This window comes from Streptomyces sp. NPDC001002 (assembly GCF_053599215.1).
Map to the genome: position 1 here is coordinate 40836 of NZ_JBSFLV010000026.1, position 24815 is coordinate 65650.

The 24815-nt window shown below is 70.7% G+C and carries 26 protein-coding genes; 9 read left to right on the forward strand and 17 right to left on the reverse strand.

Translation table 11 applies throughout. The annotated features are described in order from the left end of the window. Positions 1 to 10: 10 nt before the first annotated feature. From ACWDR3_RS14680 to ACWDR3_RS14735, 12 genes are all read right to left on the reverse strand, one after another. Entirely contained in the window at positions 11 to 1144 is a 1134-nt protein-coding gene (locus ACWDR3_RS14680) for a thiolase family protein (protein ID WP_450352841.1), read from the reverse strand. Continuing rightward, positions 1129 to 1953, reverse strand: a complete 825-nt coding sequence (locus tag ACWDR3_RS14685; protein WP_450352843.1) for an enoyl-CoA hydratase/isomerase family protein — start codon at positions 1951 to 1953, stop codon at positions 1129 to 1131. Before ACWDR3_RS14685 ends, ACWDR3_RS14680 begins: the two co-directional genes overlap by 16 nt. Then, on the reverse strand, positions 1950 to 3128 hold the full coding sequence (locus tag ACWDR3_RS14690) for a CaiB/BaiF CoA transferase family protein (protein ID WP_450352844.1): 1179 nt from the start codon (positions 3126 to 3128) through the stop codon (positions 1950 to 1952). Before ACWDR3_RS14690 ends, ACWDR3_RS14685 begins: the two co-directional genes overlap by 4 nt. Further along, positions 3128 to 3895: an SDR family NAD(P)-dependent oxidoreductase gene (locus ACWDR3_RS14695; RefSeq protein WP_450352845.1), complete on the reverse strand. Its 768-nt coding sequence runs from the start codon at positions 3893 to 3895 to the stop codon at positions 3128 to 3130. The genes ACWDR3_RS14690 and ACWDR3_RS14695 overlap by 1 nt, the downstream gene beginning before the upstream one ends. Beyond that, positions 3895 to 5190: an amidohydrolase family protein gene (locus ACWDR3_RS14700; protein WP_450352846.1), complete on the reverse strand. Its 1296-nt coding sequence runs from the start codon at positions 5188 to 5190 to the stop codon at positions 3895 to 3897. Before ACWDR3_RS14700 ends, ACWDR3_RS14695 begins: the two co-directional genes overlap by 1 nt. Positions 5191 to 5236: 46 nt before the next feature. Beyond that, positions 5237 to 5554, reverse strand: coding sequence for a hypothetical protein (locus ACWDR3_RS14705; protein ID WP_450352847.1), 318 nt, complete (start codon positions 5552 to 5554; stop codon positions 5237 to 5239). Then, positions 5520 to 5966 (reverse strand): hypothetical protein, encoded by a 447-nt coding sequence (locus tag ACWDR3_RS14710; protein WP_450352848.1) that lies wholly within the window; start codon positions 5964 to 5966, stop codon positions 5520 to 5522. Before ACWDR3_RS14710 ends, ACWDR3_RS14705 begins: the two co-directional genes overlap by 35 nt. Continuing rightward, complete coding sequence (locus tag ACWDR3_RS14715; RefSeq protein WP_450352849.1) at positions 5963 to 6670, reverse strand: ABC transporter ATP-binding protein; 708 nt, start codon at positions 6668 to 6670, stop codon at positions 5963 to 5965. Before ACWDR3_RS14715 ends, ACWDR3_RS14710 begins: the two co-directional genes overlap by 4 nt. After that, complete coding sequence (locus ACWDR3_RS14720) at positions 6667 to 7353, reverse strand: ABC transporter ATP-binding protein (RefSeq protein ID WP_450352850.1); 687 nt, start codon at positions 7351 to 7353, stop codon at positions 6667 to 6669. Before ACWDR3_RS14720 ends, ACWDR3_RS14715 begins: the two co-directional genes overlap by 4 nt. A gap of 4 nt (positions 7354 to 7357) precedes the next feature. Next, a complete protein-coding gene (locus tag ACWDR3_RS14725; protein WP_450352851.1) occupies positions 7358 to 9469 on the reverse strand; it encodes a branched-chain amino acid ABC transporter permease in 2112 nt (703 codons plus the stop codon). Positions 9470 to 9478: 9 nt separating this feature from the next. Next, the gene (locus ACWDR3_RS14730) at positions 9479 to 10867 is read right to left on the reverse strand and encodes an ABC transporter substrate-binding protein (protein WP_450352852.1); all 1389 of its coding nucleotides are present in this window, start codon (positions 10865 to 10867) and stop codon (positions 9479 to 9481) included. 100 nt (positions 10868 to 10967) lie between these two features. Next, complete coding sequence (locus ACWDR3_RS14735) at positions 10968 to 12422, reverse strand: aldehyde dehydrogenase family protein (RefSeq protein WP_450352853.1); 1455 nt, start codon at positions 12420 to 12422, stop codon at positions 10968 to 10970. Positions 12423 to 12558: 136 nt separating this feature from the next. On the opposite strand from ACWDR3_RS14735, the gene ACWDR3_RS14740 reads away from it, so the two are divergent. The 5 genes from ACWDR3_RS14740 to ACWDR3_RS14760 all read left to right on the forward strand — a co-directional run bounded on the left by ACWDR3_RS14740 (position 12559) and on the right by ACWDR3_RS14760 (position 16051). Continuing rightward, positions 12559 to 13023: a pyridoxamine 5'-phosphate oxidase family protein gene (locus ACWDR3_RS14740; protein ID WP_450352854.1), complete on the forward strand. Its 465-nt coding sequence runs from the start codon at positions 12559 to 12561 to the stop codon at positions 13021 to 13023. Between the two features lie 116 nt (positions 13024 to 13139). Further along, on the forward strand, positions 13140 to 13712 hold the full coding sequence (locus ACWDR3_RS14745) for a carboxymuconolactone decarboxylase family protein (protein ID WP_450352855.1): 573 nt from the start codon (positions 13140 to 13142) through the stop codon (positions 13710 to 13712). Further along, complete coding sequence (locus ACWDR3_RS14750; protein WP_450352856.1) at positions 13702 to 14163, forward strand: nuclear transport factor 2 family protein; 462 nt, start codon at positions 13702 to 13704, stop codon at positions 14161 to 14163. Before ACWDR3_RS14745 ends, ACWDR3_RS14750 begins: the two co-directional genes overlap by 11 nt. Next, positions 14160 to 15263, forward strand: a complete 1104-nt coding sequence (locus tag ACWDR3_RS14755) for an acyl-CoA dehydrogenase family protein (protein WP_450352857.1) — start codon at positions 14160 to 14162, stop codon at positions 15261 to 15263. The genes ACWDR3_RS14750 and ACWDR3_RS14755 overlap by 4 nt, the downstream gene beginning before the upstream one ends. Positions 15264 to 15265: 2 nt before the next feature. After that, complete coding sequence (locus tag ACWDR3_RS14760) at positions 15266 to 16051, forward strand: acyl-CoA dehydrogenase family protein (protein WP_450352858.1); 786 nt, start codon at positions 15266 to 15268, stop codon at positions 16049 to 16051. 13 nt (positions 16052 to 16064) lie between these two features. Here ACWDR3_RS14760 and ACWDR3_RS14765 read toward each other — a convergent pair whose 3' ends face one another. Then, entirely contained in the window at positions 16065 to 16772 is a 708-nt protein-coding gene (locus ACWDR3_RS14765; RefSeq protein WP_450352859.1) for an SDR family oxidoreductase, read from the reverse strand. Between the two features lie 103 nt (positions 16773 to 16875). On the opposite strand from ACWDR3_RS14765, the gene ACWDR3_RS14770 reads away from it, so the two are divergent. Then, positions 16876 to 17715: a helix-turn-helix transcriptional regulator gene (locus ACWDR3_RS14770; RefSeq protein ID WP_450352860.1), complete on the forward strand. Its 840-nt coding sequence runs from the start codon at positions 16876 to 16878 to the stop codon at positions 17713 to 17715. Between the two features lie 57 nt (positions 17716 to 17772). On the opposite strand, the gene ACWDR3_RS14775 is transcribed toward ACWDR3_RS14770, so the two are convergent. Genes ACWDR3_RS14775 through ACWDR3_RS14785 form a run of 3 tightly spaced genes read right to left on the reverse strand, consistent with a single transcriptional unit; the run spans position 17773 to position 20722 of the window. Then, entirely contained in the window at positions 17773 to 18555 is a 783-nt protein-coding gene (locus tag ACWDR3_RS14775) for an enoyl-CoA hydratase (protein WP_450352861.1), read from the reverse strand. 9 nt (positions 18556 to 18564) lie between these two features. Then, positions 18565 to 19740: an acyl-CoA dehydrogenase family protein gene (locus ACWDR3_RS14780; protein WP_450352862.1), complete on the reverse strand. Its 1176-nt coding sequence runs from the start codon at positions 19738 to 19740 to the stop codon at positions 18565 to 18567. Further along, complete coding sequence (locus ACWDR3_RS14785; protein WP_450352863.1) at positions 19724 to 20722, reverse strand: acyl-CoA dehydrogenase family protein; 999 nt, start codon at positions 20720 to 20722, stop codon at positions 19724 to 19726. The genes ACWDR3_RS14780 and ACWDR3_RS14785 overlap by 17 nt, the downstream gene beginning before the upstream one ends. A 123-nt stretch (positions 20723 to 20845) precedes the next feature. Between ACWDR3_RS14785 and ACWDR3_RS14790 the strand changes: the two genes are divergently transcribed. The 3 genes from ACWDR3_RS14790 to ACWDR3_RS14800 all read left to right on the forward strand — a co-directional run bounded on the left by ACWDR3_RS14790 (position 20846) and on the right by ACWDR3_RS14800 (position 23514). Continuing rightward, positions 20846 to 21517, forward strand: a complete 672-nt coding sequence (locus ACWDR3_RS14790) for a TetR/AcrR family transcriptional regulator (RefSeq protein WP_450352864.1) — start codon at positions 20846 to 20848, stop codon at positions 21515 to 21517. 105 nt (positions 21518 to 21622) lie between these two features. Then, positions 21623 to 22462, forward strand: a complete 840-nt coding sequence (locus ACWDR3_RS14795) for an acyl-CoA thioesterase (RefSeq protein WP_450352865.1) — start codon at positions 21623 to 21625, stop codon at positions 22460 to 22462. Then, positions 22459 to 23514: an NAD(P)H-dependent amine dehydrogenase family protein gene (locus ACWDR3_RS14800; protein WP_450352866.1), complete on the forward strand. Its 1056-nt coding sequence runs from the start codon at positions 22459 to 22461 to the stop codon at positions 23512 to 23514. The genes ACWDR3_RS14795 and ACWDR3_RS14800 overlap by 4 nt, the downstream gene beginning before the upstream one ends. A gap of 53 nt (positions 23515 to 23567) precedes the next feature. On the opposite strand, the gene ACWDR3_RS14805 is transcribed toward ACWDR3_RS14800, so the two are convergent. Beyond that, positions 23568 to 24722 carry a thiolase family protein gene (locus tag ACWDR3_RS14805; RefSeq protein WP_450352867.1) on the reverse strand — a complete coding sequence of 385 codons (1155 nt, stop codon included), beginning with the start codon at positions 24720 to 24722 and terminating at the stop codon, positions 23568 to 23570. Positions 24723 to 24815: the final 93 nt, after the last annotated feature.

Here is a 24815-nt window from a genome sequence, read left to right on the forward strand (position 1 = left end):
GACGGCTCCGTCAGGAAGTGAGTTCGAGGAGCGTGGCGTTGGCCGTGCCGCCGCCCTCGCACATGGTCTGGAGTCCGTGGCGGATCCCGTGTTCGCGCATGTGGTGGACCATGCGGGTGGTCAGGACCGCGCCGGACGCGCCGAGCGGATGCCCGAGCGCGATGGCGCCGCCGAGGGGGTTGAGCAGCGCGGGGTCCGCCCCGGTCTCGGCGAGCCAGGAGAGCGGTACGGGCGCGAAGGCCTCGTTCACCTCGAAGACGCCGACCTCGGACAGCCGTACGCCCGCCTTGGCGAGCACGCGTTCGGTCGCCGGGATGGGGCCGGTCAGCATGAGCACCGGATCGGCGCCGACGACCGCACCCGCGCGATAGCGCACGATCGGCGTCAGCCCCAGCTCGCGCGCCTTCTCAGCGGTCATCACCAGCAGGGCCGCCGCGCCGTCGGAGATCTGCGAGGAGTTGCCCGCGTGGATCACACCGTCGTCGAGGAAGGCCGGCTTGAGCCCGGCGAGCCGCTCGACGGTGGTGCCGCGCCGAATGCCCTCGTCGGCCGTCACCGACCCGACGGGCACGATCTGCGCGTCGAAGGCACCGGCGTCCTGGGCCGCGGCGGCCCGCTCGTGGGAGAGCGTCGCGAACTCGTCGAGCCGCGTGCGCGAGAACCCCCATTTCTGCGCGATCTTCTCCGCCGAGACCCCTTGGTTGAAGGAGAAGCCGTGGTACCGGTCGAGGACCTTCGGTCCGTACGGCATTCCCGTCGCCCGCGCCGAGCCGAGCGGCACCCGGCTCATCACCTCGACCCCGCCCGCCACGACGACGTCCTGCTGGCCGGACATCACGGCCTGCGCGGCGAAGTCGAGGGCCTGCTGGCTCGAACCGCAGGCCCGGTTCACGGTCGTACCCGGAATCGTCTCGGGCCACCCCGCCGCGAGGACGGCGTAGCGGCCGATGTTGCTGGACTGGTCGCCGACCTGCGAGACACACCCCCAGATGACGTCGTCCACGACGGCCGGGTCGATCCCGGTGCGCTCAGCGAGGGCGGTGAGGACGACGGCGGAGAGGTCGGCCGCGTGCTGCTCGGACAGGCCGCCGTTGCGTTTGCCGACGGGCGTGCGGACGGCCTCGACGATCACTGCTTCGGGCATACGGGGTCCTCCGAAGGGGGCTGTCGGTTCCAGTGGCCGGTGAAGCGCGGCTCGCGCTTTCCCGCGAAGGCCGCGTAGGCCTCCGGTACGTCCGCGGTCGCGAAGTTGGCCACCTGGGCACGGGCCTCACCGGCGAGGGCCTCACGCAGGGTGCGGTCGGCACCTTCGTTCAGGAGCGCCTTGGTCTGGGCGAGGGCGACGGGGGGTCCGGCCGCGAGCCGGTCGGCGAGGTCGTTCACGTACCCGTCGATGCGCTCGGCGGGCACCACCCAAGTCACGAGGTTCAGGGCGCGGGCTTCCTCGGCGTCGATGCTCTCGGCGAGCAGCGCGAGGCGTTTCGCCTGCTGGAGGCCGACCAGCTTGGGCAGCAGCCATGTGCCGCCGCAGTCCGGGGAGAGTCCCCGGCGCGTGAAGATCTGGCAGAACCGGGACTCGGGCGTGGCGACGACCAGATCGCAGCCGAGGGCCAGGTTCCAGCCCGCGCCGACGGCCGCGCCGGTCACCTTGGCGATGGTCGGGATGGGCAACTCGTGCAGCAGCAGGGCGACTTCGGTCAGGTCTCTCAGCTTGTCGAGAGGATGCCGGGTGTCGTCCGCCGCGGCCGTGAGGTCGGCGCCCGAGCAGAACGCTCCCCCGGCGCCGGTGAGGACGAGGGCCCGTACCTCGTGGTCGCGGGCGGCAGCCGCGAGGAACTCCCGCAGGGCGGCCCACAGTTCGCGGTCGATCGCGTTCTTCCGGTGCGGGCGGTTCAGGGTCAGGGTCCGTACGCCATCACTGTCGTCCGACAGCAGTACGGGCTCGTCGGTCACGCGCCACCCCGCAGTTCCGCGATCTCCTGGGCGCTGAGGCCGAGTTCGGCGAGGACCTGCTCCGTGTGCTCGCCGAGTGCGGGAACCGCGCCCATCGTCGGCTCGTAGCCGGAGATGACCGGCGGCGGCAGGAGCGCCGGGATCGGACCGCCCGGTGAGCCGATCTCACGCCAGCGGTCGCGGGCCTTCAGGTGCGGGTGGGCGACGACCTCACTCGGTGTGTTGTAGCGGGAGTTGCCGATACCGGCGTCATCGGCGCGCTGTTGGACATCGGCCAGGTCATGGCGTGCGCACCACGCGCCGATCTCCTCGTCGAGCAGGTCGCGGTGTTCGACGCGGCCGGGATTGGTACGCAGCCGCTCGTCCTCCGCGAGGTCGGGCCGGTACATCAAGTCCCGTGCCAGGCGCTGCCATTCGCGGTCGTTGGTGGTCCCGAGGACCACGGTGTGGCCGTCCGCCGTCCGGTAGGCGCCGTAGGGAGCGACCGCCGGTGAACCCATGCCGCGCGGCTGTTGGTCGATGCCGGAGTGGAGGGTGTAGGTGAGGGCGTAGCCCATCATGTCGGTCATCGTGTCGAAGAGGCTCACCGCGACGGCTCCGGGGCGCCGGGCGTAGAGGAGGGACACGATCGACAGGGCCGCGTACAGGCCGGTGGTGGCGTCGGCCATGGGCGGGCCGGGTTTGGCGGGTTCGCCGGGGCGGCCGGTGATGGCGCAGGCGCCGGACTCGGCCTGGACGAGGAGGTCGTAGGCGCGTTTGTGGGAGAGGGGGCCGCCCGGGCCGTAGCCGTCTATCTCCACAGAGATCAGGGCGGGGTGACGGGTCGTCAAGTCATCGGGGGCAATGCCGAGTTTGGCCGTGGTGCCCGGGGTGAGGTTGGAGACGAGGACGTCGGCGCGGTCCAGCAAACGGTGCAGAACCGCCATCCCCGCCTCGGACTTGAGATCGAGGGTGACTGACTCCTTACCGCGGTTGCACCACACGAAGTGCGCGGCGAGGCCTTTGACCACATCGTCGTAGTGGCGGGCGAAGTCGCCGCCCGCCGGGTTCTCCACCTTGATCACCCGGGCGCCGAGGTCGGCCAGCGCCCGGGTGCACAGAGGCGCGGAGACCGCCTGCTCAAGTGCCACGACCGTGACGCCCGACAGGGGCCCCGGGTGGTCCGTCCGCGCCATCAGATCACCAGGCCGCCGTCGACCGGCAGCACCTGTCCGGTGACGAAGGAGGCCGCGTCCGAGGCGAGGAAGACGAAGGCGCCGGCCACCTCATCGGGCTCCGCCCAGCGGCCGAGCGGGATGCGGGCGAGCATGGTCGCCGCGAACTTCTCGTTGGTACGGATGGTCTCCGTCATGGGCGTCGCGGCCAGCGGGGCAAGGGCGTTGACCTTGATCTGCTTGCGGGCGAGTTCGCGGGCCAGCGACTTGGTCATGCCGATGATCGCGGCCTTGGCAGCGGAGTAGTTGACCTGGCCGAGGGTGCCGGTGAGGCCCGCCGCCGAGGTGACGTTGATGACGCGGCCGGTGCCGTCGGTGGGCAGGAACGGGAGCGCGGCCTGGGTGCAGGTGAACGTGCCCAGCACATGGATGTCGAGCAGTCGCCGGAAGTCGTCCTCGTCGAGGTCCGCGAACATGCCCGGCGCGGTGACGCCGGCGTTGTTCACCAGGACGTGCAGGGTCCCGTCGGCGAACGCGGCGGCCCTGGACACGGCGGCCTCCGCCGCGCCCCGGTCCCGTACGTCGAGTTCGGCGGCGTCGGCCGTGCCGCCGGCGGCCGTGATCTTCCCGGCGACGGCCGCCGCGGCCGACCCGTCCACGTCGGTGACGAGGACGGCCGCGCCGGCTCGGGCGAGCGCGTGGGCGACGGCGGCGCCGATGCCGCCCGCCGCCCCGGTGACCAGGGCCGCGCGCCCGGTCAGGTCGAACAGTCCGTTGTCGTACGCCATCACAGTCCCGCGGCCGCGGCGGCGCGTGCCTTGGCGCGGAAGGACTCCAACTTCTCGGCGGGTTCGACCAGTTGGTGGCTGCGCGAGCGGACGCTGACGTCGTGGCCCTCGGACGCCTTGCGCAGGGCGCCCACGGTGGCCTGGTCGCGCGGGATGTGCGCGAACGGGTCGAAGGAGTACCAGCGCATGGCGTTCTCGTAGGTGATCTTCGCGGTGTCGGAGTCCGGGACGTCGCACGCGCCGAGCACGTCGTGGAGCTGCTCCGGCGCGTCCGGCCAGAGGGAGTCGCTGTGCGGGTAGTCGCCCTCCCAGCAGATGTTGTCGATGCCGATGTCGTGCCGCAGCCGCACCCCGAGCTTGTCGGTGATGAAGCAGGTCAGGAAGTGGTCGCGGAACACCTCGCTGGGCAGCTTGCCGCCGAAGTCCTGGAGGGTCCACGTGGAGTGCATCTCGTAGGTGCGGTCCAGGCGTTCCAGGAAGTACGGGATCCAGCCGGTGCCGCCCTCCGACAGGGCGATCTTCAGGTCGGGGAAGTCCTTGACCGGGCGGGACCAGACCAGGTCGGCGGCGGCGGAGACGATGTTCATCGGCTGGAGCGTGATCATGACGTCGGGGGGCGAGTCGGGGGCCGGGATGGCGAGGCGGCCGGAGGAGCCGATGTGCACCGACATCACGGTGTTGGTGTCGGACAGGGCCTGCCAGAGCGGGTTCCAGTACTCGTGGTGGAAGCTCGGGTAGCCGAGGACGGCCGGGTTCTCGGTGAAGGTCAGCGAGTGGCAGCCCTTCTCGGCGACCCGGCGTACTTCGGCGGCGCACAACTCGGCGTCCCAGATGGCGGGCAGCGCCATGGGGATGAAGCGGCCGGGGTAGGCGGCGCACCACTCGTCGATGTGCCAGTCGTTGTAGGCGCGGACCAGCGCGAGCGAGAAGTCGGCGTCCTCGGTGGCGAAGAGGCGGGCCGAGAAGCCGGGGAAGGACGGGAAGTTCATCTGGGCGAGGATCCCGCCGGCGTTCATGTCCTTGATGCGCTCGTTGACGTCGTAGCAGCCGGGGCGGATCTCGTCGAGACCCTGCGGTTCGACGCCGTACTCCTCCTTGGGGCGGCCGGCGACCGCGTTGAGCGCGGAGTTGGTGATGGTGGTGCCGCGGAAGGTCCATACGTCGGTGCCGTCGTCGCGGTGGACGAGTTGTGGGGCGTCCTCGCGGTACTTCTCCGGCAGGTGGTTCACGAACATGTCGGGCGGCTCGATGATGTGGTCGTCGACGCTGATCAGGATCATGTCGTCCTTGTTCATGCGAAGTCCCTTTCAGGCGGGGGCCGTTCGGATGCGGGCAGGCCGTTCAGTCGGAGGCGGGGAGGGGTTTGGCGGCCTTGAGGGTCATGGGGACGCCGTCGCAGGCGAGTTCGCCGGTGCCGGGACTGGTGCACAGCAGTTCCAGGGACCCGTCGGCGTCGACGTAGCGCTTGCCGAGGAGGGTGACCGGGGCGGTGCCGGTCACGGGCGCGGGCGGTGCGGTGGCGGCGGGGACCATGGGGGCGCCGCCGCAGGTCAGGGCCGGTAGACGGTCGGCCGGGGCGCGGACGACGACCACCCGGGTGGCGCACACCGTGCTCGCGAGCTGGTCACCTGGGCGCAGCGTCGGTGCTGGTGAGGTCATGGTTCAGGTCCCTTTCACGCAGGCGGTCGGCGAGCACGGCGAGGTCGTAGGACTGGCGGGCCATCCAGAACCGCAGGAAGCTGGTGAGGGAGTAGCGCAGGAACAGCGCGGCGCCCACGACGGTGGCCGCGATCCCGCCGAGGCCGAGGGCGAGCGCGTCGCGCTGGTCGAGGGGGTTCTGGGTGTTGTGCGACAGGAAGTACGCGGAGATCGCCAGCACCAGTCCGAGGGTCATCAGGGTGCCGCCGAGCCGCAGCCAGAGGCCGGCGCGGGCGGCGGCCGGGTCCGGGATCTTGAGGTCGGCGAGTTCGCGAACGAAGCGGTCCGCGCGCGATTCGCCGCCCTGGGCACGCGATTCGCCGCCCTGGACGCGTGACTCGCCGTTCTGGGCGCGTGGCTCGATGGGTGTCATGCGGAACTCCCCAGGTAGAGGGCGGACAGTTCGTCGCGCAGCCCGCCGTCGGGGCGGCCCTGGCGTTCGATGCGGCCCCGGACGAGGACGGCCGCGTGGTCGGCGATGCCGAGGACGGCGGACGCGAACTGCTCGACGACCAGGACGGCCACGCCCTGCCGGGCGATCTCGGCGACCTGCTCGTAGAGCCGGGAGACCACCAACGGGGCAAGGCCCATGGAGAGTTCGTCGAGGAGCAGCACGGCGGGGTCGGTGGCGAGGCCGCGGGCGAGGGCGAGCATCTGCTGTTCGCCGCCGGAGAGAGTGCCGGCCGCCTGGTGCGCGCGCTGTCCGAGGACGGGGAAGCGCGCGAAGGCGATCTCCTCGATCTGTTCGCGCGTGCGGCCGGTGAACGTCATCATCAGCAGGTTGTCGCGGACCGAGAGGTTGGGGAACACCCCGCGTCCCTCGGGTATCAGGCAGACTCCGGCGCGGGCGAGGTCGCGCGGGTCGGCGCCGGTCACCTCTCGTCCGCCGAGCAGGAGTTGGCCGGACCGGGCCGGGTGCAGGCCGGCGGCGACGCGCAGGGTGGTGGTCTTGCCGGCGCCGTTGGGGCCGAGCAGCGCCACGACCTGCCCGGCGCCGACGGTCAGGTCGACACCGTGCAGGACGGTGATGCCCTCGTGGGCGGCGCGCATCCCGCGCAGTTCGAGCAGAGCGTTCACACGTCCCCCAGATAGGCGGCCAGCACGGTCTCGTCGTGGCGGATCAAGTCGGGCGGGCCGACCGCGATGACCTTGCCGAGGTCGAGCACGTAGACCTCGTCGCACACGCCCATGACCAGCCCCATGTCGTGCTCGACCAGCACGACCGCGGTGCCGTCCGCGGCGAGCGCGCGCAGCAGCGCCGCGAACCGCTCGGTCTCCTCGCCGTCCTGCCCGGCGGCGGGTTCGTCGAGGAGCAGCAGCCCGGGGCGTACGGCGAGGGCGCGGCCGACCTCGACGAGGCGGGCGACGCCGGTGGGCAGGTTGTCGGCGCAGGTGTCGGCTACGGTCAACAGGCCCAGCCGGTCGAGCAGTTCGTCGGTCACCCGGTCGGCCCGGCGGCGTTCGGGGCCGAGTTCGGCGGCGACGAGGAGGTTGTCGCGGACGCTCAACCGGCCGAAGAGTTCGAGGCGTTGGAAGGTGCGGGCCAGTCCGTGCCGGCTGCGGCGGGCGGGTCCGAGCCGGGTCACGTCACGTCCGCCCAGGACGACCCGGCCCGCCGAGGGCCTCCGCAACCCGGACACCACGTCGAACAGGGTGCTCTTTCCCGCCCCGTTGGGCCCGATGAGCCCGGTGACCCGACCGCGTTCGGCGCTCATACCGACGCCGTCCAGAGCGCGGTTGCCGCCGAAGGCGACAGTCACCCCGCTAACCTCCAGCAGTGCCACGAGTCAGCGCCTCCCCGTCCTGCGCGCGCCAGGGACGTCGTACGCCCCACCACTCGACGGGCACGTCCGCCTCGGCCTTGGGCGCCTGACGTGCGGCGGCCCAGGCACGCAGCGCCGAGGCCACGACCAGCGAACCGATCAGGAACGTCCAGCCGTTGATCACGTCGGTCAGTCGCAGCACCCAGCCAAGGGCCAGCGCGGCGAGGAGCGCCGGTAGGGCGATCCGGTCGCGGCCCAGTGGGTTCCACTCGCGGCGGAAGCGGGAGACCAGGCCCTCGGGGTTGTGGCCGAGGCCCATGCCGGCCAGGGCGGGCAGGACGGTGACGATGTTCTGCGTCCAGGAGGCCAGGCCGATGAGGATGTTCGGGCCGATGTAGGCGGTCCCGGCGAACAGGCCGTTGCCGACCGCGCCGAGGCCGCCGATGACGGCGACCAGGAAGATCGGCAGTCCGGCGACGAGGTTGAACTGCTCGGCGGTGATGGACCGTTGCTGCATCCCGTAGAGCGCGCCGCCGAGTCCCGCGATGCCGGCGGACAGCGCGAACACGAGGACCTTGGTCACCAGCAGGTTGCCGCCGAGCGTGGCGTACGCGGCCTCGCTGTCGCGCAGGGCGATCAGCCGCCGGCCGAAGCCGCCGCGGCGCAGCCGGGCGACGGCGAGCGAGGCGAGGCCGAGGCAGACGGCGGCGAGGACCATGAGGTCGGCCGCCGAGTCCAGTCGTAGGCCGAGGAGTTGGGGTCCCGCCATCTCCACCGAGCCCTGGTCGAAGAGGGAGATGTGCACTCCGGCGAGGTCGAAGGCGGGCAGGGTGAAGATCCACCGGTCCAGGACCACGGCGACCGCGGCCGTGCCCAGGGCCAGATAGACGCCCGAGAACCGCAGTGCGGGCACCGCGATCAGCGCTCCGACGGCGGCGGACACGACGATCGCGGCGGCCAGCGCCCACAGTTGGCCGTGGCCGCCGAGGTGGCCCCAGACGACCGCGCCGATGCCGGCCATGCTGAGCTGGCACAGGGAGATCTGTCCCGCGTACCCGGCCAGCGGTACGTACGACAGGGCGACGATGCCGAGCGAGAAGATCGGCCCGTACGTCACGAGGTCGGACTCGTCGAGCACGGAGGCGAGGACGACCGCGAACAGGACGGTCGAGGCGGCGAAGACGAGGGTGCCGCGCAGGCTCGGCGCGGGGACCTGCACCAGCCGCCGGTCCCGGCCGCGCAGTCGGGGGTGCGGGAAGCAGAGCAGGGCGAGGAAGAGGAGCAGGGCGGGGGCTGCGAGGCGCAGGCCCGGCAGGTACTCGTTCTGCGGGAGGTAGCCGGTCAGATAGCTCTCCAGGCAGCCGACAACGACGGCACCGACGAACGTGAACGGCAGGCTGCGCAGCCTGCCGAAGACGGCCGCGGTGTAGGCGCTGACGATCAGGAGGGAGAGCTGGGAGGCGTCGAGGGCGACCGTCGGGGCGATCAAGATGCCGCCGACGGCGGCGAGTTGGGTGCCGAGGATCCACGCGACGCGGCTGGCGCGGACCGGGTCGGCGCCGGTGAGCTGGACGAGGGCGCGGTCGTCGACGGTGGCGCGCATCTCGGCGCCGGTGCGGGTGCGGTTGAGCAGGAACCACAGGCCGGCGGCGACCAGTACGGCGACGGTCATGGTGAGCGCCTGGTGCCAGGTGACGGTCGCCGGACCGATGTGGAAGGGCTCCCGGTCGGCGAAGAACACCGAGAGCGGGCGCGGCACGTTGGGGTCCCAGATCCAGCGGGCGGCGGCGATGGCGCCACTGAGCAACGCCACCGTCATCACCAGGCGTTCGGCCTCGCCGAGCCGCTGCACGGGCCGCATCAGGACGCGTTCGACGGCGAGGCCGAAGCCGGGGGCGAGCACCAGCAGGACGAGGATCAGGGCCACCGGCACGGGCCAGCCCCAGCCGACGGTGAACTGCCAGTAGCAGAACGCCGCCAGCATGCCGGCCGCCCCGTGCGCGAAGTTGAACACGCCGGTGGTGACGTAGGTGAGGACCAGCCCGCTGCCGATCACCGCGTAGATGGCCGCGGTGCTCAGGCCGACGATCCCGAAGGTGAGGAACTGCTCCATCAGGTCACGTCACTTCACGTCGCTCATGCTCTTGCCGACGTCGGCGAGGGTGAGGGGCTTGCCGTAGTCGCCCTTGAACTCGTAGGCGGGCTCGTCGCAGCGGTAGGCGCCGTCGTTGGGCGCGAAGTCGGCGGGCTCCCAGCCCTTCGACGTGGCCTTCTCGATGTTGAAGCAGGTCAGTGGCGCGTCCGACTTCGACAGGTCGACCGGGGCGAGGAGTCCGCCGCCGGTCCACGAACTCTCCTTGCGGGCCGCCTCGTAGAGGCAGGTGCGGGTCAGCTTGTCGCCGCAGGAGGCCGCCGCCTTGGCGAACAGCAGCCAGGCCGCGAAGCCGCGGGTACCGGGCAACGTGATCTGCGCCTTGGGGGCGTACTGCTTGTAGAGGGCGACGAGTTGCTCGGTCGCCGGGTTGTCCGCGGCCTTCTCCAGCGGGTGGACCCCGCTCAGATCAGCGAGGTTGTTCTGGTAGTCGAGGGACTTGCCGGCGAGTTGGAGGAAGGCGGAGTTGTAGGCGTTGTTGTTGGCGTCGATCCAGTCGAGCTTGTAGTCCATGCCGGTGAGGATCTGTTCCAGCTTGGACAGGCTCGCGAAGTCCCCCAGGAAGACGAGGCCCTTGACGCCCTTGCTCTTGATGGACTGCGCGTAGGGCGTCCAGTCGGAGACTCCCGCTGCCGGGTAGAGGTCGTGGTACGTGATCTTCGCGCCGGCGGCCTTGAGGCTCTCCTGGGCCCGGGCGTCGATGACCTTGCTGACCGCGGCGTCGCCCGCGATGGTGCCCACGGCTCCCGCGGACTTGGGGTAGGCGGTCTTGAGCAGCCACTGGTAGTAGCCGGGGTAGCGGTCGTAGGAGGCGCCGCCGGTCTCGTTGAGCTGGAGGTCCGAGCCCTGGTTCTGGATCTGGCTGACCTGGGCGGGGAAGTCGGGCAGCAGACACTTCAGCCGGTCCTGCACGCCGAGGGCGTCCAGCGCGGATCCGCCGCCGACGAGCGCGAAGTCCGACTTGCAGGCCTCCAGCATCCGTTGGCGGACCTCCATCAGCTTGGAGTCGCGGGTGGTGGCGACGAGCTTGCGGCCGTTGATGCCGCCCGCCGCGTTGCACCAGGACGTGAACACCTTTGCCGTGTCGACGAATTCGGAGTTCTTGGTGAAGCCGACGTCGGAGAAGACACCGACGTCGATGGAGTCGGCCGTGACGCCCTGGGCGGTCACGCTCTTCGCGTCACCCGAGCCGCACACGTTCTTCAGGTCGCCGAAGTCGCCGTCCGTCGCCTGCTGCGCGGCCTTGGTCGGGGACGCGTCGCCGTCGCTCTCGTCGCTGGCGCTGTCGTGACCGCCACAACCGGCCACGGCGAGCAACCCGCTCACCGCGAGCGCGACGGGGATTGCCTTGACTCTCACAGGTGGTGCCTCCTCGATGGTGTCCCCGAACTGCCGATCTCCCCGAACCGCTGATCTCCCTGAACCGCCGGTCCCCGAACTGCCTTGCGGACGAGAGGCGTTACCGCTCCACCACGGCAAAGGTCTTGAGCTCCAGGAACTCCTCAAGCCCCGCCACACCCATCTCCCGGCCGATACCGGACTGCTTGAAGCCCCCGAACGGGGCGTCGGCGGCGAAGTAGTTGCCCCCGTTGATGCTGAAGGTGCCGCTGCGGATCCGTCGAGCCACGGCGGTCGCCCGCTCGTCGTCCGCGCCGAGCACCGCGCCGGACAGCCCGTACACCGAGTCGTTGGCGATCCGGACGGCGTCGTCCTCGTCCTCGTAGGGGATGACGGCGAGCACCGGTCCGAAGACCTCCTCCTGGGCGATCTCGGCGCGGGGGTCGACGGCGGCGAGCAGTGTCGGCTCGTAGAAGAAGCCCTCGCGGTCGGCGGGGCGGCCGCCGGTGACCAGGCGGGCCCCGTCGGCGACGGCGCGTTCGACCATGGCGTGCACCTTGGTGCGCTGCTTCTCGCTGATCAGGGGGCCCATGTGGGTGGCCGGGTCGCCGGGGTCGCCGTACTTGACCTTGCCGAGCATGGCGGCGACCAGGCCGACCATCTCGTCGTGCTTCTCGCGCGGGACGAGGAGCCGGGAGGTGAGCGCGCAACCCTGTCCGGAGTGGGAGCAGATGGTGAACGCGGCGAAGATCGCGGCGTTCGCGAGGTCGGCGTCGTCCAGCACGATCATGGCCGACTTGCCGCCGAGCTCCAGGAAGACCCGCTTCAGCGTGCTCGCGGCGGCGGCCATGATCGCCTTGCCGACCGGGGTCGACCCGGTGAAGGTGATCATGTCGATGCCGGGGTGCGTGGTGAGCAGTTGGCCGGTCTCGGGTCCGGCGGAGGTGAGGATGTTGACGACTCCGGCGGGGATGTCGGTCCGCTCGGCGATGATCCGGCCAAGCGCGAGGGTCGTCCACGGGGTGTCCGGTGCGCCTTTGAGCACGACGGTGCAGCCGGCGGCCAGTGCGGGGGCGAGCTTGGCGAGGGCGAGCTGGTTGGGGAAGTTGTACGGCAGGATCGCGGCGACCACTCCCGCCGCCTCTTTCTCCACCCAGCGGCGGTGGCGCCCGCCGCGGATCTCGGCGATGCCCAAGTCCTCGCGGAACGCGTAACCTTCGAGCAGGTCGGCGTAGTACTTGACCATCTCGATCGGCTCGTCGAGCTGTGCCCCGCGGGTCAGCTGGCGGGGTGCGCCGACCTCCGCGATGGTCAACTCCCTTAGTTCCTTGCGGTGTTCGTGCAGCGCGTCGTAGAGCTGGCGCAGGCAGCGCAGCCGCAGATCGCGGTCACGCATCCAGTCGGTCGTGTCGAACGCGCGGCGAGCGGCCGCGACGGCCGTCTCGACATGGCCGGTCCCCGCGTCGGATGCCGTTCCCAGCACCTTCCCGGTGGACGGATCGACGGTCTCGAAGGTGCGCCCCGCGTGCACGAGTTCGCCGTCTATCAACAGCCGGTCCTCATGGAAAAGACTCACGGCTCCCCATCTCTTCTGGGTGTCACTGGTCCTGCCTTGCCATGGCCCTGCCTGCGGTGGAAAGTAGCTTCTCACTTGAGGAGAAGCAACCTGTCGCGCAGGAGAATTAGGCATTCACACAAGAGGGGGAGGAATCATGCCCGGTCAACGCAGGGGAACCGCGATCGCCATGTCCGAGGAGGAGCGGGACGCCTTCCTGCGCTCCCAGCCCGTCTGCCGCGTCGCCACCGCGGGCCCCGGCGGACATCCGCACGCGGGTGCCCTGTGGTTCGTCTGGGACGGCACCTCGCTGTGGCTCAACTCGCTGACGCGCAGCCAGCGGTGGACGGACCTGGGCCACGACCCGCGGCTCAGCGTCCTGGTCGACGACGGCGGCTTCGACTTCCTGCGGCTGCGCGGTGTCGAACTGCTGGGCAGCGCGGAGGTCGTCGGCGAGGTTCCCCGCAAGGGTGTGCCGACACCCGAACTCGACTCCCCCGAGCGGCTCTTCGCGGACAAGTACTCGGGCGGGGGCGACTTCCGGTACGACGGCCGGCACGGCTGGCTGCGGCTGCGCCCGGAGAAGATCGTCAGTTGGGACTTCGGCAAGCTGCGCGCCTGATGGTTGACGCCACGGCCCGCTCGATGAAAATCTGACACTCACAATGCGAGAATCTGATTCTCACCGGTTGTGCTTCTCGCGATCCTCACCAGGACGCCGACGTCGAGGGAGTCCGCATGCCGCCTCGCCTGCCCCCGCTGCCCGACGACGAGTGGGACGAGCGGGCGCGCGAGGCGCTGGCCGCCCTGCTCCCCCGCCACATGCGCAACGCGGAGGGGGCGGGAAACGCCCTCTCCGTCCTGGCCCGCCACCCCGAACTGACCTCGCGCTTCCTGCCGTTCAGCACCTACGTCCTGATGCGCTCGACGCTGCCGCCGCGCCTGCGCGAGCTGGTGGTCCTGCGCGTCGCCAAGCGCCGTGACTGCGCGTACGAGTGGGCCCATCACCAGCATCTCGCCCAGGAGGCCGGGCTGACCGAGGCCGAGATCGAGGCGGCCGGGCAGGGCAAGGCGGCCGAACCGCTGGACGCCCTGACCCTCGCCGCCGTCGACGAGTTGGAAGACGGCTCCGACCTGTCGGACGACACCTGGGCCGGGCTCGCCGAGCACCTCGACGAACAGCAGCTGATGGACCTGGTGTTCACCGTGGGGGCGTACGCGCTGATGTCCATGGCCTTCAACGCCTTCGGCATCCGCCCCGAGGACGACACACGCGAACGTGCGGAAAGAAGGAGGGCCCGTGACCACTGACCACGCCACCGACGACGCTGTGCGGGACGATGGGCGGGACACCACCGCCGACCTCGTGCAGATCGAGCAGCTCCTCGCCCGCTACGCGGTGACCATCACCCGCGGCGACATGGACGGGCTCCTCGCGGTCTTCACTCCCGACGGCACCTACAGCGCCTTCGGCGACACCTACCCCCTGGCCGACTTTCCGGACCTGGTCGCCGCCGCACCCAAGGGCCTGTTCCTCACGGGCACGCCCGCCGTCGAATTGACCGGGGACACGGCGACCGGCACCCAACCCCTGTGCTTCGTCGACCAGTCCACGCACGACATGCGGATCGGCTACTACAACGACACCTATGTACGTACGCCGGAGGGCTGGCGGTTGCGGACGCGGGCCATGACGTTCATCCGGCGCAGCGGTGCCCACGACTCGGGGCGCCCGCACGCCTTCCAACGTCCCGCCGTATGAGCGTCCTCACGACCACCGCGAACTTCCGCACCGCACTGCGGACTTGGCTCGACGACCACGACCTCTCCCCCGGCCCCGACCACTCCCTCGACGCGCAGGTCGCCCAGTTGGAGCGGGTGCGACGAGCGCTGTTCGACGCGGGCTGGATGCGGTACGGCTGGCCCGACGAGGTCGGTGGGCTCGGCGGGCCGGCAGTGTTCCGGGCGGTGCTGGGCGAGGAGGTGGCCACGCGCGGCCTCGCCGAGCCCGGCATCTACTCCATGGTCGAGGTCCTCACCCCGACCCTGATCTCGTACGCCCGTCCCGAACTCGCCGCCGAAATGGTGCCGTTGCTGCTCGGCGGACGGGAGCAGTGGTGCCAGGGATTCTCCGAACCGGGCTCCGGGAGTGACCTCGCGTCCCTCACCACGCGTGCCGTGCCCCGCGACGACGGCACCTGGATGGTCACCGGCCAGAAGGTCTGGACGAGCCTCGCGCAGTACGCGGCCCGCTGCGTACTGCTCACGCGCACCGCACCCGGCCACGACGGCATCACCGCCTTCTTCGTCGACATGGACACCCCGGGCATCACGGTCCGCCCGCTGCGCACGATGCACGGCGTCGACGAGTTCGCAGAGGTCTTCCTCGACGACGTGGTGGTCCCCGCCGACCGGATGCTCGGCCGCCCCGGCGACGGCTGGCGTCTGGCCATGGACCTGCTCCCGCACGAACGCTCCACCTGCTTCTGGCACCGCGTCGCCCACCTCTACACACGCCTGGACCGCCTGCTCGCCGAGACGGCCACCTCGGACGACGCGGCCCTCGGTGCCGCGTATCTCGCCCTCCACACCGTCCGCTGCCGCTCGCACGCGACCCAGCGCCGGTTGGCGCAGGGCGCCCGGCTCGGTCCGGAGACCTCCGTGGACAAGGTGTTGCTGGCCACGGCGGAACAGCGACTGTTCGACACGGCACGGGATCTGCTGCCGGGGACCGTGGAGCTGGCCGAGTCACCTTGGCGCTCGGAGTACCTCTACTCCCGCGCGGCGACCATCTACGGCGGCACCGCCGAGATCCAGCGCAACATCATCGCCCGCCGGCTGCTCGACCTCGGGAAGGAGTGACCGTGGACCCCGCCGAGGTGGAACTGCTGTCCGAGACGCTCCGCAAGACGATGACCACGACCGCGCCGGGTGCGGCTCTCGACGCGGCGCTGGCCGAGCTGGGCTGGGCCGAACTGCTGGCGGAATTCCCTGAGACGGCGATCTCGGGGGTGTTCCGGCTGCTCGGCGAGACGGGTACGCACGCGTCGGCGCTCGTCGACGTGGTCGGCGCGGGGGTGCTGCCGTACGCGGGTGGGAGGTGGGCGGTGTGGTCGCGTGACGGCGCGGCTCCCGGCTCGGGGCTGGACGAGGAACTGCCGTTGCGGTTGGCCGAGACCGGTGCGGCCGGTACGACGGAAGCCCTCCCGGTGGAGCGACTCGCCGCGGGCCGTCGCGCCGTCGGCTGGTGGTTGCTCGGCACCGGGCGGGCGATGCTCGGCCTGGCCCGGACGCATGTCCTGGACCGGGTGCAGTTCGGCCGGCCCCTCGCGTCCTTCCAGGCCGTACGACACCGGCTCGCGGAGACGCTCGTCGCGCTGGAGGGCGCCGAGGCGACGCTCGTCGCCGCCGCCGATCCGCTCGGCTCGCTGCTGGCCAAGGCCGCGGCCGGGGAGGCGGCGCTGACCGCCGCCCGGCACTGTCAGCAGGTGCTGGGCGGCATCGGATTCACCGCCGAGCACCCGCTGCACCGGCATGTGCGGCGGGCCCTCGTGCTGGACGGGTTGCTGGGCAGCGCGCGGGAGCTGACGCGGGAGGCGGGGGCGGCGCTCCGGGCGGAGGGCTCGGCGCCCCGGTTGGTTCAGCTGTGAGGTGCCCCGGTGGTCACCAGGGCAGCGGACCATTGGCGTCGAAGTAGCCTCCGGTCGGGCCGTCGATGCCGATGCGCGCCATGCGAACGATGATCTCGGCGCCCTGCTCGACGGTCTGCGTGCCCGTGTTGCCGTTGAGGTCCGTCTTCGTGAAGCCGGGCTCGACCGCATTGATCCGCATGTTCGGGAACGCCTTCGCATACTGCACAGTGAGCATGTTGACCGCGGTCTTCGAGGTCGGGTACGCGATGCCCGGGTAGAAGTGCGCGGGATGGTCCGGGTCGGAGAGATGGGTGAGCGAGGCCAGCCCGCTGCTCACGTTGACCACGACCGCTGCGGCCGAGCGCTCCAGGAGCGGCAGGAAGGCGTGAGTGACGCGGACGACGCCGAACACGTTCGTCTCGAAGGTGTTCCGTATCTGGTCGGCGGTCACGGACGCGGCGGTAGGCACGCTGTTCCCCTCGGCCCTGGTCTCGATGCCGGCGTTGTTGATCAGCACATCGAGCCCGCCGTCCGCCTCGATGGTCTTCGCCGCGGCCTCGACGGAGGTGTCGTCGGTGACGTCGAGCTGGACGAACCGCGCGCCCAGCTGTTCGGCGGCCCGACGCCCGCGGGTCGCGTCCCGACTGCCGATGTACACGGTGTGACCTGCGGCGATGAGCTGGCGGGCGGCCTCGAAGCCGAGGCCCTTGTTCGCTCCGGTGATGAGTGTTGTCGTCATGTCCTCCAGCGTGCGGTGCGCTGACGCGCTCAGCCAGACGTACCCGCTTCCTGGGACTACGGGTACCAGGCACGGGCGCGGCGGACGGTGTTCACTGGACGACATGACGGCGACGGAACTGGGCCAGGCACTGCGCCGCTGGCGCGACCGGGTCTCCCCCGAGTCGGCCGGGCTGCCGGCCGGCGGACACCGGCGCGCGGCCGGGCTGCGGCGCGAGGAGCTGGCGCTGCTCGCGGGCATCTCCGCCGACTACATCACGCGTCTCGAACAGGGCCGGTCGACCAACCCCTCGGCGCAGGTCGTCGAGGCGTTCGCCCGCGCGCTGCGGCTCTCGGGGGACGAGCGGGCGTTCCTGTTCCGGCTGGCCGGCCTCGTGCCGCCGGGCCCGGACACGGTCCCCGCGTACATCACCCCGAGCGTCCAGCGTCTGCTGGACCGGCTGGTCACCACCCCGGTCGGCGTCTACGACGCGGGCTGGACCCTCCTGCTCGCCAACCCCATGTACGCGGCGCTGATGGGTGACCCGTCGGGCTGGCGCGGCTTCGAACGCAACGGCGTCTGGCGTAACTTCCTCGGCCCCGGCTCCCGGGTCCGGCACACTCCCGAGGAGCGGTCGGCCTTCCTGACCGCCATCGTCTCCGAACTGCGCGCGGCGACCGTCCGCTACCCCGCCGATCCCCAACTACGGCGGCTGGTGGCGGAGTTGCGTACGAACAGCCCCCGCTTCGCCGAGCTGTGGGAGTCGGGTGACGTCGCCCGCAACGAGGGGTCGCGCAAGGTCATCGACCATCCGCAGGTCGGCTCCCTCACCCTCGACTGCGACATCCTCAACGTCTCGGGCAACGACCTGCACCTGATGATCTACACGGCGGAACCGGGCACCGAGGACGCGGAGAAGCTCGCGCTGCTCGGCGTCCTGGGCACCCAGAGCCTGGTGGGCTAGTCAACTCGGGCTGCGGCGCGCCCCTTTACTCATGTGGCTCAGCTTCACTCATGTGGCTCAACGCAGCTTCTCCTTCATCTCGTCCAGCTTCGCCAGGATCGGATAGCCGCTGACGCTCAGGGCGTTGCCGTGACCGGTCTGGTGGACGTCGAAGACCGACTGGATCGCGGCGTAGAAACCCTGCACGTCCTGGGTCTGGTTGACGGCCCGCTTGGCCTGGCGGAGACCGAAGGACGGCATCTTGGCGATCTGCCCGGCGAGTTCACGGGCTTCGGCGTCCAACTGGTCCCGTGGCACGACCTTGTTGACCATGCCGACCCGTTCGGCCTCCTCCGCGGTGAGCGGACGGCCGGTGAAGAGGATCTCCTTGGCCTTGCGCGGGCCCAACTCCCAGGTGTGGCCGTGGTATTCGACCCCTCCGATGCCCATCGTGACGACGGGGTCGGAGAAGAGGGCGTCCTCGGCGGCCACGATCAGGTCGCAGGGCCAGCACAGCATCAGCCCGCCCGCGATGCAGCGCCCCTGGACGGCGGCGATCGACGGCTTCGGGACGTTGCGCCAGCGCAGCGTGTACTCCAAGTACCGGCGGTTCTCGGCCCGGTAGATCCACTCCAGGGTGATCTCGTCCGGGGCCGGCCAGCGGTCCTTGAGGTCGTGCCCGGCCGAGAAGTGCTTACCCTCGGCGCGCAGCACGATCACCTTCACGTCCTCGTCCTCGGCGGCCCGCGTCCAGGCGGCGTCGAGTTCGTCGAGGAGCGCCGCGTTCTGGGCGTTGGCGACCTCGGGCCGGTTCAGGGTGAGGGTCGCGATGCGGTCCTTGGTCTCGTACAGGATGTGCACGGCGGCTCCTCAGCGTCGGGGCAGACCGAGCACGCGCTCGGCGATGATCGTGCGCTGGATCTCGGACGTACCGCCGGCGATGGTGCCGCCGAAGCTGCGTGCGTACCGGTGGAACCAGCTGGCGGAGTTGTCGTCGAAACTCATGTGGTGGTAAGGCGCGGTCGGCGCCGGATGGTCGAGGCCATCGGGCCCGTTCGCCTCCAGGACGCGTTCCACGGCGCGTTGGGAGGCCTCCGAGCCCAGCACCTTCAGCACGGACAGGGCCGGTACGTCCTGTTCGCCGCGGGCGGCCCGGGCCAGAGCGGCCGAGCCGAGCAGGCGCAGCGCCTGGAGGTCCATGACGAGGGTGGCGTACCAGTCCTTCTGCAGTGCGTCGGTGGGCGTGAAGTCCCGCAGGACGTCGCCCATGCGCTCGGCCTCGCCCAGCCACATCAGGGTGCGCTCGTGTCCGAGCGAGCCGTTGGCAACTCGCCAGCCCTGGTTGAGCGGTCCGAGGAGATTCTCGGTGGGCACGTGGACGTCCTCGAAGAAGACCTCGTTGAAGTCCGTGTCCTCGCGGCCGGTGTAGGAGGCGAAGGGTCTGCGCGTCACGCCGGGTGTGTCGGTGGGGATCAGCAGCACACTGATGCCCTTGTGCTTGGGCGCTTCGGGGTCGGTGCGGACGAAGGTGAGGAGCACGTCGGCGTCGTGGGCGCCGGACGTCCACACCTTCTGTCCGTTGACGACGAAGTGATCACCCGTCAACTCGGCCCGGGTGCGCAGGGATGCGAGGTCCGACCCGGCACCGGGCTCGCTCATGCCGAGGGCGGCGGTGATCTCGGCACGCAGGATGGGCACGGCCCACCGGTGCTTCTGCTCGTCGGTGCCGAAGGAGAGCAGCGAGGCGGCGATGATGCCGACGCCCTGCGGGTTGAAGCTGTGGCAGATACGACGCCGGGACAGCTCTTCGAGATGGACGTACTGCTGGATGACGCTCGCATTGCGTCCGCCGAACTCCAAGGAATTGCCCGGCAGTAGCCACCCCTCGTCGAACTGCAGTCGCTGCCAGCGGGCGGCCCAGTCAGGGACGTGTCCGGTGGAGCGCGAGCGCTCGGCGGCCTCCGCCTCCGCGGGGAGGTGAGCCGCGAGGAACTCCGCGAACTCGGCGCGGAAGGCCTCGACTTCGGCGTCAAAGGTCAGTCGCATGGAACTCCTCGGCAATCAGCGCCCGGTGTGCGGCTGCGCCGCCGAGCATCAACTCACCTGCCTTGGCCCGCTTGATCGCGAACTGCAGGTCGTTCTCCCAGGTATGACCCATCGCGCCGAACAGCTGCACGGCGTTGCGGAACACCAGCGCCTGGCACTCCCCCGCCGCCGCCTTCGCCATCGAGGCCGCCGACCGGCGCCGTGGGTCGTCGGCGGCGATCGTCAGTGCCGCGTAGTAGGCGAGCGCGCGGGCCCGCTCGATCGCCACGTGCATGTCGGCCGCCTTGTGCTGGACGGCCTGGAACGACCCGATGGGGGCGTCGAACTGGTGCCGGGTGCGGGCGTGGTCGAGGACCAGGTCGAGGGCGCGGGCACAGGCGCCGACCATGGTCAGGGCCAGTCCGGTGAGCGCGATGTGCCGGGCGGCCTCCGGATCGGCGGGGCTGCGATCCGCCTCGGTGACCCGGACGCTCAGGAAGGTGACCTCGGCGATGTGCAGGACGGGATCGAAGACGGCGGTGCGTACGGCGGTCACCTCACCGGCGGGTACGACGAAGACGCCCGCTTCGGTGACCACGGCGAACCGCTCGGCGCGGTCACCGTCAAGGACATGCCGCGCGGTGCCCTCCAGCAGCCAGCCGCCGGCATCGGGGCGGGCGGTGATTCCGGAGTGGACGGCCGTGCCGGGGCTGTCCGAGGCGCCGAACCCCGGTGCGAGCGGGGCGAATTGGGTGAGCGTCGCCAGGTACGGTGTCGGGTCGGTGGCCCGGCCCAACTCCTCCAGGACGATGGCCAGCTCGACCAGGTCGGCCGGATCGGTCAGCTCGGTCCAGCCGAGATCGGCGTACACCCGCCAGAGCGGACCGGGGTCGGCGCCGGCGTCGGCGACGGCACGCACCAGCGTCGGCGGGCACTCCTTGAGTACGGCCTTGTGCACGGTGTCCCGCCACAACCGTTGTTCGGCGTCGAACTCAAACAGCATCCGACCCTCCGGGTTTGAGAATGCAATTCTCGCTTTAGGGAATTAACAGTCTCCCCCACCCACCCGGAGGTGTCCAGCCTGGACACAGGCTCCTTGTCGATAGACTGCAGTAATGTTCTCCCCATGGCACAGAAGGCGGACCAGCCCGTGAGCACCCCCAGCGAGGAACCGGCCTGGAAGCAGCGCGCGGTCGAACGCTCCACCCAGGCGGCGAAACGTCGGGCCGAGCAGAGGGTCGAACGGTTCCTCGACGCGGCGCAGGCGATCATGGCGGAGAAGGGCACGACGGACTTCACCGTGCAGGAGGTCGTCGACCGGTCGCGCCAGTCGCTGCGGAGCTTCTATCAGCACTTCGACGGCAAACACGAGTTGCTGCTCGCGCTGTTCGAGGACGCGATGAGTACGTCCGCCGAGCACCTTCGCACCATCGCCGCCGGGGAGTCCGGCCCGCTGGACCGGCTGAGGGTCGTGGTCCAGGAGCTGTTCGAGAGTTCGCGCCCCGACCCGTCCGGCAAACAGCGCCCGCTGTTCACCGACTTCGCGCTGCGGCTGCTGGTCTCGCACCCGGCCGAGATGCGGGTCGCGAACGCGCCGCTGCTCGCGCTGTTCACCGAGCTGATGACGGACCTCGAAGAGGCCGACCTGCTGCGCGAGGGCTTCAAGGCCCGCCGGGTGGCCGCGCTGACCATGCAGACCGTCATGTTCAACGCCCAGTCCAGCGGCCAGGAAGGATCTCACCCGCTCACCGCGGACGAGATCTGGGACTTCGTCGCCAATGGGTTCACGCGCGACTGATTCGACGGATCTCGACAGATCTGGACCAACAAGCGCCGGCCGTCCTGACACCGAGACGCGAGAACAGCATTCTCACACTCGGAAATTTCGCTTACGCTCAAGGCCATGCCGCTTGCCTTGAGTGAACTCTGGGACGACCTCCTCGCCTGTCTCGATCTGCGCGCGCAGGCATCGGACGTGCCCCTCGTCTATGAGGGGCGCAACCAACAGCTGGGCTACCACCGGGTGTTCGGCGGTCAGCTCCTGGCCCAGTTCGTCCGCGCCGCGCATCTCGCCTGTCCGACCAAGACCGTTAAGTCGCTGCACGTCCTCTTCGCACGGGCGGGCCGACCTGAGGAACCGGTCCGCTACGAGGTGGACCGCCATCACGACGGCGGGTCCTTCGCCGCGCTGACGATCGTGGCCCGGCAGCAGAAGGGCGTGGTGGCCACCGCGTCGGTGTCACTGCACGTCCCGGAGGACGGCCCCGCCCACCAGTCGGTCGACCCCGTCCCCGCGCTGCCGGGCCCGGAACAGCGCACGGAGTTCGACCTGCTGCCCTGGGAGACCCGGACGGCCGCCGACCTGGACTCCCCGTGCTCCGAGACATCCGAGTTCGAGCTGTGGATGCGCACCCCTGCGGCCGAGCCCCAACTGGCGCCCGCCCTCACGGCGTACGCCACCGACCTCACCCTCATCGGCACCGCGCTGCGCCCTCTCGCCGGCGTGACCCAACACGACTCGGGCAAGGCGTTCACCTCCGCCGTCACCGCGCACACGGTCTGGTTCCACCGCCCCTTCGGCGCGGCGGACTGGTTGCTGCTGCGCCAGCACAGCCCGGTGTTCGCGCACGGCCGCTGCTTCGGCCGGGGTGATGTCCTGACCGAGGACGGCATGCTGGTCGCGTCCTACGCGCAGGAGGCGTTGCTGCGTTTCACGCCTGCGAAGTCGTCGGAGGAGCGATGACGACGTACCGGGTCGTCCAGTGGGCCACCGGCACGATCGGGGCCCGCTCGCTGCGCGCCGTCATCGAGCACCCCGGGTTGAGCCTGGTCGGGGTGTACGTCCATTCGCCGGGGAAGGCGGGGCTGGACGCGGGGGAGCTGTGCGGGCTGGACGCCGGCGAGCTGATCGGGCTCGACGCCACCGGAGTGACAGCCACCCGGGACATCGAGCACGTCGTCGGACTCGGCGCGGACTGCGTGCTGTACATGCCGCTCCGGTGCGACCTCGACGAGGTGTGCCGGTTGCTGGAGTCGGGCGCGAACGTCGTGACCACGCGCGGTGAGTTCCACCATCCGGGGAGCATGGATCCCGATGAGCGCAAGCGGGTCGAGGCCGCGTGCGAGCGAGGTCGCACGTCGATCCACAGCACGGGCAGCAGCCCCGGGTTCATCACGGAGGCGGTGCCGCTGGTCCTCACGTCGATAGCGCGCCGCGTCGACGCGCTGACCATCGACGAGTACGCGAACCTCTCCCAGCGCCCCTCCCCCGAGCTGCTGTTCGGCGTGATGGGCTTCGGCGTCGCACCCGGCGAGTTCGCCGAGGAACGGCTGTCCCGGGCGCGGACCAGCTTCGGCCCGTCGCTACGGCTGATCGCGGACGCGTTGTCGCTGCCGCTCGACTCCCTTGAGGCGAGCGGGGAGTTGGCAACTGCCCGGAGCCACGTCCGGATCGCCGCAGGCGAGTTGGCACCGGGGACGGTCGCCGCGCAACGGCTGACGGTCTCCGGCATGCGCGACGGACACCCGCTGCTGCGGTTCCGCGCCACCTGGTACTGCACGACCGACCTGGACCCGGCATGGGAGTTGGGCGACACCGGCTGGCACGTCTCCGTCAAGGGAGACGCACCGCTCGAAGTGAGCCTGCGCCTGCCGGTGCCGCTCGACCGCATGGCTGAGGTGTCGCCGTCGTACACGGCCAACAGGGCAGTGAATGCAGTGCCGTTGGTCTGTGCGGCGGCTCCGGGGATCCGTACGACGCTGGATCTGCCGCAGGTGACGGCAACGCTGGGGTGAGGTGCGGCGCTGGACTGGGGCGTTCTAGGAGGCCCTCCATCTCCTCGCCCTCTCTACGGCGCCGGCACCTCGATGACCATCGCCGACCCCATCCCCCCGCCCGCACACATCGACGCGACCCCGATTCCGCCGCCCCGGCGCCGCAGTTCGTGGACGAGGGTGACGAGCATGCGGGCGCCGGTGGCGGCGACGGGGTGGCCAAGGGAGCAGCCGCTGCCGTTGACGTTCAGCCGGTCCGGGTCGAGGTCGAGGAGGCGGACGGCGGCGACGGCCACGGAGGCGAAGGCCTCGTTGATCTCGTACAGGTCGACATCGGCGGCCGAAAGGCCCGCGCGGGCAAGGGCCTTGGGGATCACCTGGACCGGCGCGAGTCCGGTCTCCGCGGGGTCGACGCCGACGGACGCCCAGGATCGTACGGTGGCCAGCACGGGCAGCCCCTCTGAGGCAGCCGTACGGTCGCTCGCGACGACCAGGGCGGCCGCGCCGTCGTTGCCGCCGCAGGCGTTGCCCGCGGTGATGCTGAACCCCTCGATCTCGGGATGCAGTGGCTTGAGCGCAGCCAGCTTCTCCAACGATGTGTTGCGGCGCGGGTGTTCGTCCACGGAGAAGAGTCCACCGGCGATCTCGACGGGGACGAGTTCGGCGTCGAAACGGCCCTCGTCGATGGCGCGTACGGCGTTGCGGTGCGAGCGCAGCGCCCAGGCGTCCATGTCGGCGCGGGAGATGTCCGCGCGCTGGGCCACGTTCCAGCCGATGGTGATCGACATGTCGTTGTTGGGGGCGTCCGGGCGGTCGGGGTGAGTGGGCGGCATCCAGGGCTCGACCCACTCGCCGTCGACGCGGAAGGCGGATTTCGGCGCGGTGGAGGCGGAGTTGACGCCTCCGGCGATGACGAGGTCGTCCATGCCGGCGCGGATGCTCGCCGCGGCTCCCGCGACGGCGGAGAGACCGGCCGCGCAGTGCCGGTTCAAGGCCTGGCCGGGGACGGAGGTGAGCCCGGTGGTCAGGGCAGCGTGCCGGGCCAGTACTCCACCGCCGTAAAGACCCTCGCCGAGGATCAAGTCGTCGACGCGGTCCGGGTCGAGGCCCTCCGCCGCGGCACCGACAATGCGGTGGGCCAGGTCGAAGGCCGTGGTGGCGCGCAGGGTCCCCTTGAACGCGGTGCCGATGGGGGTGCGCAGGGCGGACACGATGACTGCCTCGGGCATGAGGGTCTCCAACTCGGCGGGGCCGGACCAGGATCACATCCGGAATGAGAATGCTACTCTCGCAATTCTAGAACCATGTTGCCTCGGAGGGGA